Here is a 16,267-nt window from a genome sequence, read left to right on the forward strand (position 1 = left end):
GCCTGTTTTATTTATTGCAGAAAATAGATTAAATTAAGAGTATCTAAACAGCACAGATGAAGTACCCCGCCATACAGAACTTTATTAACGGCCGGTTCAGCGACATTGCCTCCCCGCGCTCGCTCACCGTTATCTCCCCCTCCGACGGCAAGGAGCTGGCCATTATGCCCTGCTCCACTGCTGCGGACCTGGATGCCGCCGTTGCCGCCGCGCAGGCAGCCTTTCCCGCCTGGAGCCAGACCCCGATCAAAGAGCGCGTACAGGTGTTTTTCCGGTACAAGTATCTCCTGGAAAGGGACCTGCAGGAGCTGGCCTCGCTGGTGAGCGAGGAGAACGGCAAAACACTGGGAGAGGCCGTGGCAGAAATAGAGAAGTGCATAGAGCTGACGGAATTTGCCACCTCCCTGCCGCAACTGGTCACCGGCGAAGTACTGGAAGTAAGCAAGGGCGTGGAGTGCAGAACAGCGCATGTGCCCCTGGGCGTGGTGGCCTCCATTGTGCCTTTTAATTTCCCCAGCATGGTGCCCAACTGGACCATCCCCAACGCGATTGCCCTGGGCAACTGCATGATCATGAAACCTTCGGAAAAAGTGCCGTTAAGCCTGGCCCGCATAGCCACCTTGTTACAGGAGGCCGGGCTGCCGGACGGCGTGCTCAATATTGTGAACGGTGACAGTGAGATCGTCAATGCCATCTGTGATCATCCCGGCATTACAGCCGTTTCCTTTGTAGGTTCCACCAGGGTGGCCCGCCTCGTGTACCAGCGGGCTACGCAAAACCTGAAACGTTGCCTGGCGCTGGGCGGCGCCAAAAACCATTTGCTGGTGCTGCCCGATGCCAAGCCTGACATGACCGCGCAGAACGTGGTAGCCTCCATGAGTGGCTGCGCCGGGCAGCGCTGCATGGCGGCTTCCGCCATGGTAGCCGTGGGAGAGGTAGACCACATTGTAGACAAAATATGTGCGGAAGCCGGCAAGGTGGTGCCCGGCCGCAACCTGGGCGCCGTGATCAGCCGGGCCGCCAAGGAAAAGATCGAGCAGTACATCACGGAAGCGGAGCAGCAGGGCGCCCGCGTACTGATAGACGGGCGCAACACCGTGGTGGAAGGGAAGGAGAACGGCACCTATGTAGGCCCCACCGTGATCGATCATGTAAAGCCGGACATGGCCGTAGCCCGGGAAGAAATATTCGGGCCCGTGATCAGCATCCTGCGGGCCGCTACCGTAGATGAAGCGCTGGCCATAGAGAACGCCAACCCCTATGGCAATGCCGCCGCCGTATATACGCAGAACGGCAGCCTGGCGCGCTATATCGTGGAAAAGGCCAACGCCGGCATGATAGGGGTGAACATCGGCGTGCCGGTGCCCAGGGAGCCGTTCTCCTTTGGCGGTTGGAATGAAAGCAAATTCGGCGTAGGCGATATTACCGGCAAAAGCTCCATTGAGTTCTGGACCAGGTTGAAAAAGACCACCGTAAAGTGGAACCCGGAAGCCGGTGTGAACTGGATGAGCTGAAACACCGGGCACAAAGATAGCAATACGACCACTCATTAAAATAGTACGCTTATGGCGCCGGAAACAGCATCCCTGTCAGCCGCACAGCAGGTCATCCAGGATAATCTCGACTACACATTGTTCTCCTGGAGCAAACAAAAAGGCATTGCCCCCATTGCGGTAAAACATGCGGAGGGCGTATATCTCTACGATTACGACGGCAAGCGCTATCTCGATTTTTCCTCCGGCCTGATCAACGTGAACATCGGCCATGGCAACCAGCGTGTAACCCGTGCCGTTATGCAACAGATGCAGGAGGTAAGCTATGTAACGCCGGGCTGCGTTACCCGCGCGCGGGGAGAGCTGGGCAAAAAGCTGGCCGCCATTGCGCCGGGCCCGCTCAATAAAACTTTGTTCACCACCGGTGGCGCGGAAGCCGTGGAGAACGCGCTGAAACTGGCCCGCCTGTACACCGGCCGTTCCAAGATCATTGCACGCTACCGCGCTTTTCACGGCGCATCCTACGGTGCCATGACCGCCGGCGGCGATCCCCGCAAGCTGCCGCATGATGTCCAGCAGGTGCCCAACATCATTCACGTGGAAGATCCTTATTGTTACCGCTGTCCCTGGGGCAAGGAGATCACCTCCTGCTCCCGGGAATGCGTGAGCCATATTGAACGGGTCATTGAATTTGAAGGACCGGAGAATATAGCGGCCATCCTCATGGAAGGCGAAAGCGGCTCCTCCGGCTGCATCAAATACCCGCCGGATTACCTGCAGAAAGTACGCGCGCTCTGCGACCACTACAACATCCTGCTGATAGCAGACGAGGTCATGAGCGGCTTTGGCAGAACCGGCCGGTGGTTTGCCTGCGATCTGCACGGCGTGGCGCCGGACATGATCGTTACCGCCAAAGGCATTACCGCCGGCTACCTGCCCCTGGGGGCGCTGATCGTCAGCGACAAAATTGCCGCATACTTTGATGACAAGGTCCTGTGGCTGGGCCTTACCTATTCCGCCCACCCGGTATGCTGCGCCGCAGCCGTAGAGGTGCTGCAGATCTACGAGGATGAACAACTGGTAGCGAATGCAGTTACAATGGGCCGGTATATAGATGAGCAGGTGGCCCGGCTGCAGCAGCAGCATCCCAGCATAGGCGACTTCCGGAATACCGGCCTGCTGGGCTGCCTGGAGCTGGTAAAGAACAGGGCCACCAAAGCGCCGATGGCGCGCTTCAATGCCGGCGCAGAAGAAATGGCCGTCATGAATAAAGTGGCCGGCAAGCTGAAGCAACTGGGCCTGTACGCCTTTGTGCGCTGGAACTATGTTTTTATAGCGCCGCCCCTCTGCATCACGCGGGCACAGGTAGACGAAGGACTGGCCATGATCAGCGAAGCAATTTCAATAGCAGATGAGCAGTATGAAGGATGAAGTAAGAGGTATGAAGTATGACCCCGGAATCGCGTCAATATCATACCTCGTACTTCTTACTTCAACTTAAGCGTCCAAAATAAACGAACATGGATGAAACCACCAGACATTTTTCTTCTCTTTACAGCGAGGATCTTGCTCCTGTGCCGCCGCACAAAAGGACCTGGAACACCTGGAACTATGCCGCGCTCTGGATCAGCATGAGCCTGTGCATCCCTACCTACATGCTGGCCAGCTCCCTCATAGAAGGAGGCATGAACTGGTGGCAGGCCATTCTCACCATTTTCCTGGGCAATAGTATTGTACTGGTGCCCATGATCCTCAACGGGCATGCGGGCGCTAAATACGGTATCCCGTTCCCGGTATTTGCCAGGGCCAGCTTTGGCGTAAAAGGCGCCAACATTCCCGCCATATTACGCGCCATTGTAGCCTGCGGATGGTTTGGCATACAGACCTGGATCGGCGGCTTTGCGCTGTACCAAATGCTCCGCCTGTGGTGGCCCTGGCTGGAAACCCTGCCGGCCGTGTTCCCCGCCGCCTTCGGGTTGCAGACCGGGCCTGCCATCACCTTCCTGCTGTTCTGGTTCCTGAACCTATACGTGGTATACCTGGGCGTGGAAAGCATTCGCAAGCTGCTGGTATTTAAGGCGATTTTTCTGCCGGTAGCAGCACTGGCATTGCTATACTGGGCCGTGCGCGCCGGGAACGGGCTGGGGCCTATATTGCAGCAGCCGTCCAGGTTTACCAATACTAATGAAATGCTGGGCTTTTTCTTCCCTGCGCTCACTGGCATGGTCGGTTTCTGGGCCACCCTGTCGCTGAACATACCGGACTTTACGCGCTACGCCACCGGGCAGCGGGCGCAGATACGAGGGCAGATCATCGGGCTGCCGCCTTCCATGACGCTCTTTGCTTTCATTGGCGTGGTAGTGACCTCCGCTACCACCATCGTTTACGGCACCACCATCTGGGACCCGCTGGTGCTGGCCGGCCGCTTTGAAAGCAGGCTGCTGGTGAGCTTCGCCATGATAGCGGTAGCTATTTCCACTTTAGCTACCAACATCGCCGCCAACATCGTCAGCCCGGCCAATGATTTCGCCAACCTATGGCCTTCGCGCATCAGCTTCCGCAAGGGCGGCTACATGACCGGTATCATCGGCATACTCATCTTTCCCTGGAAACTGATCGCGGATCCAAGCGGCTACATCTTTACCTGGCTGATCGCCTATTCCAGCCTGCTGGGGCCTGTAGGCGGCATCATGATCACGGATTATTATTTCATCCGCAAGCAAAGGCTGCTAACGGATGAATTGTATAACCCGCATGGGCCTTACCACTTTACCAACGGCTTCAATATCCCGGCCATCGCTGCGCTGCTGGCAGGGGTGCTGCCCAATGTGCCCGGCTTCCTGGTCACCATAAAAGCAATAGGTGCAGGCGCTGTGCCGGGATGGATCGCGCAACTGTATAATTACGCCTGGTTTGTAGGCTTCCTGGTAAGCGGCATTGTTTATATGCTGCTGATGCAGACCTATAAGCCCGGTATCAAGACCATAAAAGAAACTTCCGCTTATGTCGCTATTGATTAAGAACGGCAGGATCATTACCGCTGCAGATGATTACGTAGCAGATATTTTCATTGAAGGAGAAAAAATATCGCTGATCGGGAAAGAGCTGTCCATTCCCGCCGGCCAGACCATTGATGCGGACGGTATGCTGGTAATGCCCGGCGGCATTGATCCGCATGTACACCTGGACATGCCTTTCATGGGCACTTTTTCCAGCGACAGCTACGAGACCGGCACCCGGGCGGCGCTGCACGGCGGCACTACCATGGTCATCGATTTCGTGTTGCAAAAGCAGGGGCATTCCCTGCGGGAAGCCTTAACGGAATGGCAGTCCAGGGCCAATGGCAACTGCCTGGGCGACTACAGCTTTCATATGGCCGTCACCGATTTTAATGAGCATACCCGGCAGGAGATACAGACCATGATCACCCACGAAGGCATTACCTCCTTTAAAACCTTTATGGCCTACAAAGGCGCGCTGATGATAGACGACCGGCAAATGACCGGGCTGATGCAGGAAGTGAAAAAGCAGGGCGGCATGGTGACCGTGCACGCCACCAACGGCGACATGATCGATTACCTGGTAGCCAAACATAAAGCAGAAGGAAAGTTGTCGCCCCTGTACCACTATCTTTCACAACCGGAGGTAACGGAAGCGGAAGCCAGCGCCCGCTTTGCAGACATGGCCAACTATACCGGCTGCCCCGGCTATATTGTGCACCTCACCTGCGAAGGCGCGCTGAACGCCGTGCGGCAGGCCACCCGCAGGAACCAGCACGTATTTGTGGAAACCTGCATTCAATACCTGCTGCTGGACGCCAGCCGCTACGAACAGGATTTTGACAGCGCCAAATGGGTGATGAGCCCGCCCTTACGGGAAAAGAAAGACCAGGCCACGCTGTGGGCCGGCATTAACCAGGGGCTGGTGAATGTAGTAGCCACTGACCACTGCCCTTTCAAATGGGAGCAGAAACTGATGGGGAAAGATGACTTTTCCAAAATACCCAACGGCCACCCGGCCATTGAGCACCGCATGGAGCTGCTGTACAGCGAAGGCGTGCACAAAGGCAGGATCACGCTGAACAAGTACGTGGAAGTGACCAGCACCAACCCGGCTAAAATATTCGGCATGTTTCCCCGCAAGGGCACCATTGCCGTGAACAGCGATGCGGACCTTATCCTGCTGGACCCGCACGCACAGCATACCATTACCGCCGCCGGCCACCACATGAACGTGGATTATTCCGCCTATGAAGGATGGGAGCTGCAGGGCAAAATAAAAACGGTGCTGCTGCGCGGCAAGGTGGCGGTGAATGACGGGGAATGCCTGGTAGAAAAAGGTTACGGGCAGTTCATCAAACGTCATAAAGTAAGCGGGAAGATCTAGGAAATTTTACATTTATCATTCTATCTATAACACCATCATACTAAACATATCTAACAATGCCCAGAATCGTTAAATCAGGACTGATCCAGGTGAGCTTACCTAAAACAGAAGGGGAAGGCACTATTGAGGAGATCAAGGAAGCCATGATACAAAAGCACATTCCATTTATAGAAGCCGCCGGGCAAAAAGGCGTGCAGATACTCTGCCTGCAGGAAATTTTCAGCACGCCCTACTTCTGTCCCGGGCAGGACCCGCAATGGTATGCCTCCGCAGAGCCGGTGCCCGGCCCCACCACGGAACGGATGGCGGCTTACGCAAAAAAATATAACATGGTGATGATCGTGCCCGTATATGAAAAAGAGCAGGCCGGCGTATTGTACAACACCGCCGCCGTGATAGATGCCGACGGTACGTACCTGGGCAAATACCGCAAGAACCATATTCCGCACACCTCCGGTTTCTGGGAAAAATTCTTTTTCAAACCGGGCAACCTGGGCTATCCCGTGTTCCAGACCCGTTACGCCAAAATAGGCGTATACATCTGCTACGACCGTCACTTTCCTGATGGCGCCCGCTGCCTGGGGCTGAACGGCGCGGAGATCGTATACAACCCCTCCGCCACCGTAGCCGGCCTCTCGCAATATTTATGGAAGCTGGAGCAACCCGCGCATGCTGCTGCCAACGGGTATTTCATGGGCTGCATCAACCGGGTGGGCACGGAAGAGCCTTGGAACCTGGGCCGGTTCTACGGCTCCTCCTACTTCGTGGACCCGCGCGGGCAGATATTTGCGCAAGCCTCTGAAGACGGCGACGAGCTGCTGATTGCGGAGCTGGACCTGGACAAGATAGAAGAAGTAAGAAGCGTATGGCAGTTCTTCCGCGATCGCCGGCCGGAAACTTACGGGAAGCTCACGGAGCTGTAACGCGGGCTGATTTTTCAACTAAATGTAATGCCATGGCCATTGCGAACAACCGCCTCACCACCGAAGAATACGCGCAACACTTCAGCGATATACACCCGCCCTTCCAGAACCGGGAAGCCGCGCTGGTAGAGGCCAATCGCTGCCTGTTCTGCTACGATGCGCCCTGCATTAAAAGCTGCCCCACCGGCATTAATGTCCCCAAGTTCATCAAACAGATCGCTACGGACAATATCAAAGGCGCGGCGCATACTATTTTTCTTTCCAACATTATGGGCGGCGGCTGCGCCAGGGTATGCCCGGTGGAAAAGCTCTGTGAAGGCGCCTGCGTATACAACTTGCTGCATGAAACGCCTATTCGCATTGCCAGGCTGCAGCGCTATGCTACGGAAGATGCTATTACGCAGCAATGGCGGCTGTTTGAGCGTAAGCCTGCCACCGGTAAAAAAGTAGCGGTCGTTGGCGCAGGCCCGGCAGGGCTGAGCTGTGCGCATGTGCTGTCGCGCGAGGGCGTGGATGTGACGGTATTTGAAAAAGAAAGCAAAGGCGGCGGGCTGATGACCTACGGTATTGCCGCGTACAAGGTGACGCCGGCATTCTGCGAAGCAGAAGTAAACTTTATCACTTCACTGGGAGGTATCGATATTCAATACAACCGGGAGCTGGGCAAAGACCTTTCCCTGGCCTCCCTGCAGCAGGAATATGATGCTGTGTTCCTGGGCATCGGCGTTGGATTGGCCCGGCAACTGCACATTCCCGGCGAGGACCTGGAAGGCGTGGTGGACGCCATCCGCTTTATCTACGACATCCGCAGCAAAGGCTATCCCGCCGTGCCGGTAGGCGATAAAGTGGCCGTCATAGGCCTGGGCATGACGGCTATTGATGCCGCTACACAGGCCAAACGCCTGGGCGCGCAGGAAGTGACCATTGTATACCGCAGAACGCAGGAAGAAATGCCCTGCACACAGGCAGAGCTGGACATCGCCCTGCTGGACGGCTGCCAGGTACGCTGGCTGGCAGCGCCTAAAGCGATAAAAGGCAGGGGCGCCGTGCAGCAACTGGAATGCAGCGTTATGCAACTGGGCGCGCCCGATGCCGGCGGCCGCCGCAGTCCCGTGGATACCGGGCAAACCTTTACGCTGGAAGTAGATATGGTGATAAAAGCCGCCGGGCAGGAACCTTTTACCACACTGGTCAGCCATGAACAACTGCAGCACCGGCAGGGCAGGATCAGCGCCAGCCCGCACTGCGCTACCAACCTTCCCGGCGTATTTGCGGGCGGCGATTGCGTGAACGGCGGCCGGGAAGTAGTGGACGCCGTACAGGCCGGGAAAGACGCCGCAGCCGCTATACTGGGTTACCTGGCTTAATAATTTATTAATACATCGCACGGTACGTTCTTTCTAATTTTACCCGTTGAAATGAGCTCAGCGGAATTAGATGATAATTTTACACTCTTTCTGGCAGCCAGGGCGGAGGACACCATGGCATTCAAACGCCTGTACCAGCAATACTGGAAAAAGCTGTACATCAGCGCCTGCAAGCGCGTAGATGCAGCGGACGCCCAGGACATGGTGCAGGAAGTGATGTTGACCCTGTGGCAACGGAAAGACAAGATCAATATTCAAAACAGTGATGACCTGGGCCGCTACCTGTATACCGCCCTCCGCTACCGCATCATCTCCCATTATGCCTTCAGCAATCACACCGTACAGATACCCGAATGGTTTGACCAACCCACGCAGGCCGGCTTTGAAACGGCAATGGACCTGGATAAGGTAAAAGACCTGATTGACAGTGAAGTGCACCGCATGCCGGCACGCATGCAGCATATATACCAGTTGAGCCGGCAACAGGGACTTTCAGTAACGGACATTGCGCGGCAGCTCAACCTTTCCGAGCAAACCGTCCGCAACCAGCTTTCACTGGCCATGAAAAAATTGCGCCTGTTGCTGCGCAACCATTACCAGGGAGACCTGATCATCTGCACCCTCTTACTGATGAACGTTTTTGACGTTTCCCGTCTTTCTTAATATTAAGTTAACACACCTGCGCCGGTATGAAAAGCTATTTCCCCGATAAGGAGATATAGTTTGTTATGGAGCATTCACACATAAAACGGTTATTCGGGAAATATCTCTCCGGCAAGGCCGGCCAGGAAGAGCAGCACGCTGTGGAGCAGTGGTACGACAGGCTGGAAAAGCGCGCCCCCGTGCAGCTCAGCCCCGAAAGGGAAAAAGCGCTGGAAGCAGCCATCTGGCAAAGGCTGGAGCCCAGGCTGGTAAAGCGGCGCCGGCCCTTCCGCCGCTATGCCTATATCAGTGCGGCAGCCGCCAGCGTGGCGCTGATCATTACCGCCGGCATCCTGTTCACCATGCGCAACAAAAGCAAAACTGCTGCTGCGCCGCAGTTCCAGGATTATGTGACCGGCATCGGGGAACGCAAGCGGCTCACGCTGCAGGACGGCACCATCATTGCGCTGAACAGCGCCACCCGCCTGCGTATCTATACCCATAACGCCAATGCCCGCCGGGTAGAGATAACAGATGGTGAAGCCTTCTTTAAAGTGCAGCACGATCCGGCGCATCCTTTCATTATCCGCTCCGGCAGCGTCACTACCCGGGTGCTGGGTACCTCGTTCAACATCCGGGCCTATAAGCGCCTGGAAGAGCTGTACGTATCCGTACAGGAAGGAAAAGTACAGGTGTTGGACAGCCTGCGCACATTAGGCGTGCTGGGAAAGCAGCAAAAACTGGTATTCAATCAGCGGCTTAAAACCTGGTCCATACAGGGATTTGACGGGGAAGCAGCGGCCTGGCAGCAGGGAAAGCTGTTGTTCAAAAACACCTCTTTCAGGGAAATGGCCCTGCTCATGCAGCAGAACTACGGCATTTATATAACCGCTGCCGACGACCGGGTCAGGCAGCAAAAATTCACGGCCAGCGTGCCGGTATCGCTATCCGCCATAAAAGCGGCGGAAGTACTTGCATCTATTCACCAGTTTAAAATAAAACAAAGGAGGGACACTATTACACTTTACCGTTAACATTCCAGTAACAAAAGAAAGAAGGCTTTGCTACCAACAAAGCCTTCCGGATCAGCCGCTACCAACGGCTTTTTGCTCATCAATTTTTCCAAATTAAAAGCCATACAATGTATGAAAAAAAAGAGACTGTTAAGTAATAAAAAGAGAGATTTTATTATCAGAACAATGAGATTAACATTTCTTTCCATCAGCATACTGCTCACCACTTCCATGCTCCTGCCGGCACATGCGGGCAAGGGCCAGGAGCTGCGTAAAAAGGTATCCGTGCAGGTACAGCGGGGATCGCTTGAAAAAGCGCTGCAGCAACTGGAAGCCCGGCTGAACCTGAGCTTTGCATATGACCAGCAGGTCATTCAGGCCTATCATACAGCGCCGCTTCGCTTTCACAACCAGCCGCTGGATGAGGTGCTGGATCAACTGCTGGCAGGCAAAAACCTGTCCTTTAAAGAAGTGAACGGCGTGATCGTGATCAGCGCCGGCCGGAAAAAGCCGGTGCAGCAGCCCGGCAAACTGCAGGGAAAGGTAACGGATGAGCAGGGACAGCCCCTGCCCGGCGCCACCATCCGCGTAAACGGCAGCAACCGCAATGCAGTGAGCGACGAACAGGGTAACTTTTCCCTGGCACTGGAACCCGGCGTATATACCATCGAGGTATCCTTCATCTCCTACAAAACAGCGCATATACAGGGCGTGCTGGTAAAAGCAGACGCCCCGGCCGTGGTGGACGTACAGATGAAAGCGGACATGGGCTCGCTGAACGAGGTAGTGGTAGTGGGCTACGGCACGCAAAAACGCGGCGAAGTAACCTCCGCCGTAACTACCGTGCAGGCGGACAACTTCAACCAAGGCGGCATCCGCTCTCCACTGGAACTGATACAGGGCAAGGTGGCCGGCCTTACCATTACCAAAACCCAGGGCAATAATCCCAATGCCGGGACCTCCATTCAACTGCGCGGCGTTACGTCCTTATCCGGCACCACCACGCCGCTGATCGTAATTGACGGCATCCCCGGCGGCAACCTGGACCTGCTGCAACTGAATGACATCGAGTCCTTCAACGTGCTGAAAGACGGCTCCGCGGCGGCCATTTACGGCACCCGTGGCAATGCCGGCGTGATACTGATCACCACTAAAAAAGGATCGGCAGGAGCGCCGCGCTTTGAGTACAACACTTATATACAGCGCGATTATACGGATAAGAAACCGGACATGCTTTCTGCAGACCAGTTCCGCCAGAAAATAGCGGAAGGCATCATCCCGGCTACGAACGACCTGGGCGGTTCCACCAATATGTACGATGCGCTGATCAATGATGATAATCTCAGCCAGTATCACAACCTGTCAGCCTCCGGCGGCAATGAAAAGACCAATTACCGCGTATCGCTTTACTACAACGATTTTGAAGGCATTGCCCGGGCCAATGACCGGCAGCAGTCCGGCGGTCGCCTGAACATCAACCAGAAGGGTATGCAGGACAGGCTGACGCTGCAGGTGAACATGGCTGCCAACTTCAACAAGGCCAACCTGCTGGGCGGCGGCACCGGCGATTTTGAGCAGGCCGTTAGCTGGAACCCTACCGCGCCCATCTACAATGAAGATGGCAGCTTTTATAACCTGGAGCAATATTACAATCCATACGCCCGCCTGTTCACCCGCCTGAATGAGCGCGACCAGCAGACGTTCTCCGGCGATGCCAGGATGAGCCTTTCCCTCACGGACGATCTCTCTGTAACTGTTTTCGGATCTTATGTACGCGACAATTACAATGACCGTGTGTACCGCTCCATGGACGACTGGGAGCAGCGCCAGGGCACTTCCTGGCAGGGCATGGGCTATGCCGGTAAAAGCAACCAGCTTACCTGGACCAAGACCCTGGACCCCACCATTAACTACGAGCACGGCTGGGGCCCGCACAACCTGTCGGCCATAGCAGGCTACAGCTACCAGTACAGCGCCCTGGAACGCTTTAACGTGAACAACAACGGCTTTACCACCGATGCTTTCCAGGACTGGAACATCGGCTCCGGCAGCGCCATCAACAATACCAGCCTGCCCCGGCCGGGCATGGGCAGCTTTAAGGAAGACAATACGCTGATCGCCTTCTTCGGGCGGTTGAACTATGCCTACAGGAATAAATATTTTGTGCAGTTCATTCTCCGCCGCGAAGGCTCTTCCCGTTTTGGCGCCAACAACAAATGGGGGAATTTCCCGGCCGTATCCGCCGGCTGGACCATCAGCCAGGAAAAGTTCATGCAGCAGTTCAGGTTCGTCAACAACCTGAAACTGCGTGTAGGCTATGGCGTTACCGGCAACCAGGGCATTGCCAACTACCAGTCCTTAATTACTTTAAGCACAGGCGGCCTGTACCCGCAGGAAGGCATTTACTACCAGACCTATGGCGCGTCCCGCAATCCCAATCCCAACCTCCGCTGGGAAAAGAAGCTGGAATGGAACTTTGGCCTGGACTATGCGCTGCTGGACCACCGCCTGAGCGGCGCCATTGACGTGTATTTCCGGGAAACCCGCGACCTGCTGTACCGCTATGCCGCCCAGCAGCCGCCCTTTGTAAGGGATAACCTGTACACCAACGTGGGCACCATCCAGAACCACGGGGTGGAGATACTGATCAGCGGCATCCCGGTACAGACAAAGGATTTCCAGTGGACCGTGGACCTGACGGCCAACTCGCAGTTCAACAAGCTGTCCAAATTGTCCAATGAACTGTTCAAAGCCACCTATTTAACCTTTGCCGATATTCCCAACCCTGGCGCCATGGGCCCTGCCATCCGGCTGGATGAAGGCGGGCGGATTGGCAATTTCTATGGCAAGCGCTTTGCCGGGTTCTCAGAAGACGGTAAATGGCTGTTCTACAAAGCTGACGGCAGCAAGGCGCCGGCGGCGGAGATCAATGAGAATGACCGTACCATTATCGGCAATGGGGTGCCCAGGTACAACATTGGCCTTAACCAGACCTTCCGCTATAAGCACTTTGACCTTACCCTGCTGTTCAGGGGCAAATTTGCCTTTGACATCCTGAACCTGCAGGAAGTATTCTTCGGCAACCGGAAGTACCTGCCCAATAATATCTATAGCAGCGCCTTTACCAGGCATGCAGCGCTGAACGATGATCCCCAGTACTCCGACTACTACATAGAGAAAGGCGATTTTGTAAAGCTGGATAACCTGACGCTGGGCTACAACCTCAACCTGCGCTCCCCCTACATCCGCAACCTGCGGCTGTTTATGACCGGCCGCAACCTGCTCACCTTTACCAGCTACAGCGGGCTGGACCCCGAGCTGGAGGATACCCGTTTTGAGACCGGCGTGGATTCCAGGGGCTTCTATCCCAGGACCCGCTCCTGGACGGTTGGATTAAGCGTAGGCTTCTAAGTATTGATCATTAAAAAAAGGAAAAATGCGACTCGTAAACACACTGATATACCGCTACGGATTTTTACTGCTTTTACTATTGGGTACTGCCTGTACCAAACTGGATGAAACAGTTTATTCGGACCTCTACAAAGAGAACTTCTATAAAAGCCGGACAGAAGTGCTGCAGGCCGCCCTGCGCCCTATGACGCACCTGCAGTCCTGGCTCTGCCCCATCCGCGGCGATGGTTACTACTATCACGCAGAAATGTGCGCCGACCAGGTAGCCTGGCCGCAAAAAGGCCGCCATGCCTACGATAACGGGGACCACATCCGCCAGCACTACCATACCTGGACCGATAACGAGGGCCGTATGCGCAATGCATGGGTGGGTATGTGGACCGGCGTAGGCTACTGCAACGCCGCGCTGGAAGACCTGGAAAACCTGGACTATGCTGCCATTGGCATGGAGGAAAAAGAGATGAAGGCTATCATAGCGGAGCTGCGTGTGCTAAGGGCATTCCATTATATGAAGCTGATGGACCTCTGGGGCAATATTCCCGTGGTGACACAGGTAGGCCTGCCTGCCAACCCGCCCACGCAGCCCAGGGCAGCCGTGTTTGATTTTATTAAGACGGAACTGGAAACCTATGTGCCGCAGTTGCTGCCCTATTCCACAGAACTGGTGGGCCGTGTGGCGCAAACCGGCGGCTACGCCATGATGGCTGAACTGTACCTGAACGCGGAAAAGTGGACCGGTACGCCCATGTGGGACGCCTGCATTGCCGCCTGCGATAAGATACTAAGCGGCGAAGCCGGCGGACTGGGCGGCGCGCCCCGGCTGGCCCCCGACCTGCTGGAAACATTTGCCAATACCAATCGCGCCGCGCCGGAAGCCCTCTTCCAGTTTGCCTACAGCAATAAAGGCGGCTTTGTATGGGACTGGATACCGCTGATGGGCTTCAGCAACATGAGCGCCGCGCTGGACGTGAACTATGCGGGCAACAACGGCTACGTGGTAGTGCCCAGCTTCTTCAACACCTATGCGGAAAACGACCTGCGGAAAACAACATGGTTCCTGTTTGGCCCGCAATACAAATACGGCACCACGGAGCCCATTCTGGGCACGGAAGAGTATAACGGCAAGCCCCTGATCTACGTGAACACCATCCGCCGGGAAAGCGAGGGAGACCTGACCAGCGAAGGCGGTATGACCCAGGGAGAAGAGAACAGCGGCGCGCGTTTCAACAAATACAAAACCGGCCGGCAGAGCGATCCCAACTACCGCGAAAACCATTTTATCATTTACCGCCTGACAGAGATCTATTTCAACAAGGCGGAAGCGCTGATGCGTAAGAACAACGGCGTAGCCACCCAGGAAGCCGTCAACCTGGTGAATGCCAGCAGACAGCGGGCCTTTACAGCCGCAGACTGGCCACAGGCCGCCTATACCACCGCCACGCTGACGCCGGATGAATTCCTGGCGGAAAAAGGCCGTGAGTTCATTTTTGAAGGCAGGCGCCGTACCGACATTATCCGCTTTGGCCGGTTCACCACCGGCACCTGGTGGGACCATACACCTACTAACGACCCAAACCGGGAAATTTATCCTATACCCAGCACCCAGCGGGCTAACAATCCCAATCTGCAGCAGAACCCCGGGTATTGAGACGATTGACAACCGGTATAAAAAAGCAGGCGTAACCGCCTGCTTTTTTATACCGGAAAAAAATTGTAAATTCTGTTACTCAAACTTTTTCCCATGGCGGACATCTCGGCAAACTTCCTCGGCATTTCCTCCCCCAATCCTTTCTGGCTGGCCAGCGCGCCGCCTACGGATAAAAAGATCAACGTGCTGCGGGCTTTTGAGGCCGGCTGGGGCGGCGCGGTTTGGAAAACCCTGGGATCGCAGGTAAAAAATGTTTCTTCCCGCTACTCATCAGTGGACTACCAGGGCAGCCGGATGATGGGCTTCAATAATATTGAGCTGATCAGCGACCGGCCCCTGGACCTGAACCTGCGCGAGATCCGCGAATGCATACAACTGTTCCCCGACCGCGCCATGATCGTATCCCTCATGGCCGACAACGACCGGCAAAGCTGGCATGACCTGATCGCTCAGGTAGAGGATACCGGCGCGCACGGCATAGAGCTGAACTTTGGCTGCCCGCACGGCATGAATGAAAGAGGCATGGGCTCCGCCGTAGGGCAGGACCCTGACATTGCCCGGATGGTGGTGGAATGGGTCATGGAAAAAGCCAGCATCCCGGTGATCACCAAGCTCACGCCCAACGTGCATTCCGTAGTGCCCACCGGCAAAGCCGTAGTGGAAGCAGGTTCCGATGCGCTATCACTTATTAACACCATACAATCCGTTACGGGGATAGACCTGGATACGCTGGTGCCGAACCCCAATGTGGCCGGGCATTCCGCCTTCGGCGGCTACTGCGGCCCGGCCGTAAAGCCCATTGCCCTGAAGATGCTTACCACCATCAGCCAGGACCCCGTGACCTCCCGGGTGCCGGTTTCCGGCATCGGCGGTATCAGCACCTGGAAGGATGCTGCGGAATTCATGCTGCTGGGCGCCACTACGGTGCAGGTATGTACCGCGGTAATGAAGCACGGCTTCCGCATTATAGAAGACCTCTGCGAAGGGCTTAGCAACTGGATGGATGAAAAAGGGTTTGCCACCATTTATGATTTCATCGGCAAGTCCGTCAGCACCATCACCAAATGGGAAGAGCTGGATATCAACTACCACATCATCGCCAACATCCACCAGGACAAATGCATTCACTGCGGCCTGTGCTACATTGCCTGTGAAGATGCCTCCCACCAGTCCATCCGCCTGGATTACGGCAAGCCGTATAACACCTATACGGTAAAGGCGGACGAGTGCGTAGGCTGCAACCTCTGCAAGCTGGTATGCCCGGTGGAGGATTGCATCACGATGGACGAGCACCGCAAAGGAGCGGAATACCTCAACTGGCAGCTATACCAGCAAAAGGGACTGCCGCTGAATGATCATTAATATTTTTTTCCCTAAGACCAGT

11 protein-coding genes are annotated in these 16,267 nt (G+C 55.6%); all 11 read left to right on the plus strand.

From position 1 onward, the window contains the following. The first annotated feature begins 56 nt into the window (after positions 1–56). The gene (locus LX66_RS03095; RefSeq protein WP_145710422.1) at positions 57–1,514 is read left to right on the plus strand and encodes a CoA-acylating methylmalonate-semialdehyde dehydrogenase; all 1,458 of its coding nucleotides are present in this window, start codon (positions 57–59) and stop codon (positions 1,512–1,514) included. Between the two features lie 51 nt (positions 1,515–1,565). Next, positions 1,566–2,924 (plus strand): aminotransferase class III-fold pyridoxal phosphate-dependent enzyme, encoded by a 1,359-nt coding sequence (locus LX66_RS03100; RefSeq protein WP_145710423.1) that lies wholly within the window; start codon positions 1,566–1,568, stop codon positions 2,922–2,924. Positions 2,925–3,013: 89 nt separating this feature from the next. Then, on the plus strand, positions 3,014–4,513 hold the full coding sequence (locus tag LX66_RS03105) for an NCS1 family nucleobase:cation symporter-1 (RefSeq protein ID WP_145710424.1): 1,500 nt from the start codon (positions 3,014–3,016) through the stop codon (positions 4,511–4,513). After that, the gene (hydA, locus tag LX66_RS03110; protein WP_145710425.1) at positions 4,497–5,879 is read left to right on the plus strand and encodes a dihydropyrimidinase; all 1,383 of its coding nucleotides are present in this window, start codon (positions 4,497–4,499) and stop codon (positions 5,877–5,879) included. Before LX66_RS03105 ends, hydA begins: the two co-directional genes overlap by 17 nt. A gap of 56 nt (positions 5,880–5,935) precedes the next feature. Further along, complete coding sequence (locus tag LX66_RS03115) at positions 5,936–6,802, plus strand: nitrilase-related carbon-nitrogen hydrolase (protein ID WP_211365968.1); 867 nt, start codon at positions 5,936–5,938, stop codon at positions 6,800–6,802. Positions 6,803–6,834: 32 nt separating this feature from the next. Continuing rightward, entirely contained in the window at positions 6,835–8,169 is a 1,335-nt protein-coding gene (locus tag LX66_RS03120; protein ID WP_145710426.1) for an NAD(P)-dependent oxidoreductase, read from the plus strand. A gap of 51 nt (positions 8,170–8,220) precedes the next feature. Then, positions 8,221–8,832, plus strand: coding sequence for a sigma-70 family RNA polymerase sigma factor (locus LX66_RS03125; protein ID WP_145710427.1), 612 nt, complete (start codon positions 8,221–8,223; stop codon positions 8,830–8,832). A 65-nt stretch (positions 8,833–8,897) separates the two neighbouring features. Then, positions 8,898–9,845 carry a FecR family protein gene (locus tag LX66_RS03130; protein ID WP_145710428.1) on the plus strand — a complete coding sequence of 316 codons (948 nt, stop codon included), beginning with the start codon at positions 8,898–8,900 and terminating at the stop codon, positions 9,843–9,845. 165 nt (positions 9,846–10,010) lie between these two features. Then, entirely contained in the window at positions 10,011–13,235 is a 3,225-nt protein-coding gene (locus LX66_RS03135) for a SusC/RagA family TonB-linked outer membrane protein (RefSeq protein ID WP_244620270.1), read from the plus strand. A gap of 25 nt (positions 13,236–13,260) precedes the next feature. Then, a complete protein-coding gene (locus tag LX66_RS03140; RefSeq protein ID WP_145710430.1) occupies positions 13,261–14,883 on the plus strand; it encodes a RagB/SusD family nutrient uptake outer membrane protein in 1,623 nt (540 codons plus the stop codon). Between the two features lie 93 nt (positions 14,884–14,976). After that, a complete protein-coding gene (gene preA, locus LX66_RS03145) occupies positions 14,977–16,245 on the plus strand; it encodes an NAD-dependent dihydropyrimidine dehydrogenase subunit PreA (RefSeq protein WP_145710431.1) in 1,269 nt (422 codons plus the stop codon). The last annotated feature ends 22 nt before the right edge of the window (positions 16,246–16,267 follow it).

The organism is Chitinophaga japonensis, assembly GCF_007830125.1.
Classification (GTDB): Bacteria; Bacteroidota; Bacteroidia; order Chitinophagales; family Chitinophagaceae; genus Chitinophaga; species Chitinophaga japonensis.

Excerpts from the sequence above, each read along its gene's own strand:
- hydA (WP_145710425.1), top strand. The coding sequence starts at position 4,497 with ATGTCGCTATTGATTAAGAACGGCAGGATCATTACCGCTGCAGATGAT.
- LX66_RS03130 (WP_145710428.1), top strand. The coding sequence starts at position 8,898 with ATGGAGCATTCACACATAAAACGGTTATTCGGGAAATATCTCTCCGGC.
- LX66_RS03100 (WP_145710423.1), top strand. The coding sequence starts at position 1,566 with ATGGCGCCGGAAACAGCATCCCTGTCAGCCGCACAGCAGGTCATCCAG.
- LX66_RS03140 (WP_145710430.1), top strand. The coding sequence starts at position 13,261 with ATGCGACTCGTAAACACACTGATATACCGCTACGGATTTTTACTGCTT.
- LX66_RS03095 (WP_145710422.1), top strand. The coding sequence starts at position 57 with ATGAAGTACCCCGCCATACAGAACTTTATTAACGGCCGGTTCAGCGAC.
- preA (WP_145710431.1), top strand. The coding sequence starts at position 14,977 with ATGGCGGACATCTCGGCAAACTTCCTCGGCATTTCCTCCCCCAATCCT.
- LX66_RS03120 (WP_145710426.1), top strand. The coding sequence starts at position 6,835 with ATGGCCATTGCGAACAACCGCCTCACCACCGAAGAATACGCGCAACAC.
- LX66_RS03125 (WP_145710427.1), top strand. The coding sequence starts at position 8,221 with ATGAGCTCAGCGGAATTAGATGATAATTTTACACTCTTTCTGGCAGCC.
- LX66_RS03105 (WP_145710424.1), top strand. The coding sequence starts at position 3,014 with ATGGATGAAACCACCAGACATTTTTCTTCTCTTTACAGCGAGGATCTT.
- LX66_RS03135 (WP_244620270.1), top strand. The coding sequence starts at position 10,011 with ATGAGATTAACATTTCTTTCCATCAGCATACTGCTCACCACTTCCATG.
- LX66_RS03115 (WP_211365968.1), top strand. The coding sequence starts at position 5,936 with ATGCCCAGAATCGTTAAATCAGGACTGATCCAGGTGAGCTTACCTAAA.